We start from the raw sequence: 2,107 nt of genomic DNA, 5'->3' as shown, positions 1-2,107 counted from the left end.
GTGGTCCCAGGAAATCGGACAGTTGGTTAAGGTGTATTCCACCGATTAAGCCCATCTTCTACAGTTGCGTCGGGTTGAGGGGCCTGAAAGCCGCGGAAAACCTGGGGTGAAGGGTCGGGCTGGCTCAGAATGTAGTGCCACGTTTTGAGCCGATTTTTGTTGATTTGGCGATCCCTTTCGGCGATCTTGTGCGCACCAGCATGAGGCCGCCATGTACTTCCGCAAGAAACAGTCCGGGGGACGCCTCTACCTCCAGATCGCCGAGAGCCGGCGCGAGGGTAAGCGCGTCCGCCAGCGCGTGATCGCCACCCTCGGTCGTCTCGATGTGCTGCAGGCCAGCGGCCAGCTCGATCGTCTGGTGCGCTCGGGCGCACGCTTCGCCGACAAGGCCATGGTGCTGAACGCGTTCGAGAGCGAGACGGCAGAGCGGGTCGGGACCTGGCGCATCGGCCCGGCCCTGGTGTTCGAGCGGCTGTGGCAGGAGACCGGGTGCCGGGCGGTGATCGAAAAGCTGGCCGCGAACCGCAAGCACGCCTTCGCGCTCGAGCGGGCGATCTTCCTCACCGTCCTCCACCGGCTGTTCGAGGGCGGTTCCGACCGCGCCGCCGAGCGCTGGCGCGAGGACTACCGCATCGCCGGGAGCGAGGACCTCGACCTGCACCACCTCTACCGCGCCATGGCCTGGCTCGGCGAGGAGCTGGCCGAGCAAGAGGACGCCGATACCGCCTTGGCCCCGCGCACCATCAAGGACCTGATCGAGGAAGAGCTGTTCGCCCACCGGCGCGACCTCTTCGCTACGCTCGACGTGGTGTTCATGGACACCACGAGCCTGTACTTCGAAGGCGAGGGCGGCGAGAGTTTGGGCCGGCGGGGCTATTCCAAGGACCACCGACCCGACCTCAAGCAGATGATCCTCGCCGTCGTGCTCGACGGTGACGGCCGGCCGATCTGTTCGGAGATGTGGCCGGGCAACACCGCCGACGTCACCATCCTCGTCCCCGTCGTCGAGCGCCTGCGCCGGCGCTTTCGCATCGGTCGCGTTTGTGTCGTCGCCGACCGCGGCACGATCAGCGCGGACAATCTCGCCGAGCTCGAGAGCCGCGGCTTCGACTACATTCTCGGCGTGCGCGAACGCACCGACAAGGCGGTAGGCGACGTCGTCCTCGCCGATGACGCTCCTTTCGTGCCGCTCACCCTTACCCGCCGCGGTAAGGAGATCGACTACGGCGCCAAGGCGGTCGAGGTTGCCGGCGTCCGCTACGTTGTCTGCATCAACCATGCCCAGGCGGCGAAGGACGCCGCCGAGCGTGGCGCCATACTCGAGAGCCTCAAACGTCGGCTCGCGCAGGGCGACAAGGCCCTCGTCGGCAACGCCGGCTACCGTCGCTTCCTCAACACCCTGGGCGACAAGCGCTTCGCCATCGATGCCGCCAAGGTCGAACAGGAAGCCAAGCTCGACGGCCTGTTCGTGCTGCGCACCAACACCGCCATGAACCCCCTCGAAGTCATGCTGCGCTACAAGCAGCTTTGGACCGTCGAACAGCTCTTTCGCGCCGCCAAGAGCCTGTTGGCGACCCGACCCGTGTTCCATAAATTCGACCGCACCATCCGCGGCCACGTCTTCTGTTCCTTCCTCGCCCTCGTCCTCAAGAAGGCCCTTGAGGACAGCATCGCCAAGCGTGGCGAGCAGGTCTCGTGGGGCGACATCATCCGCGACCTCGACGCCCTCGACGAAACCGAGATCGCCCAAGACGGTAAGCGCTTCCTCATCCGCGCCCAGCCCAAGCCCGCCGCCAGCCTGGCGCTGCGCGCCACCGGCGTCGCCCTGCCCCCGACCATCCGCCAGATCGACGTGGCCGCCTGACGCGCTACGCAACATATCCCTAAATGTAGTGCCAAGCCCGATTCCGGCCGCGAAAAACGACGCCCGAACAATTAGTTAGTAAAACGCACTGTAGAAGATGGGCCTAACCGAACCTAGCAGCGACTTGGCCGGAACGATTGGCGTCAGCGGCGAACGTTATGTCCCGAAGCCGCCTTGCAACTCGGCCCTTGGATCTTAAAGTCTTTGCTAAATTCAGCATCCATTGTTGCTATGTTTTTGTTT

The 2,107-nt window shown here is 64.5% G+C and carries 1 protein-coding gene; it reads left to right on the top strand.

Going from position 1 to position 2,107, the window contains the following annotated elements:
* Positions 1-211: 211 nt before the first annotated feature.
* Positions 212-1,864: an IS1634 family transposase gene (locus GY769_17000; GenBank protein ID MCP4203620.1), complete on the top strand. Its 1,653-nt coding sequence runs from the start codon at positions 212-214 to the stop codon at positions 1,862-1,864.
* Positions 1,865-2,107: the final 243 nt, after the last annotated feature.

The organism is bacterium (assembly GCA_024224155.1).
In the GTDB taxonomy this organism is placed as follows: Bacteria; Acidobacteriota; Thermoanaerobaculia; order Multivoradales; family JAHEKO01; genus CALZIK01.
This window is presented reverse-complemented; position numbering and strand designations above follow the sequence as displayed.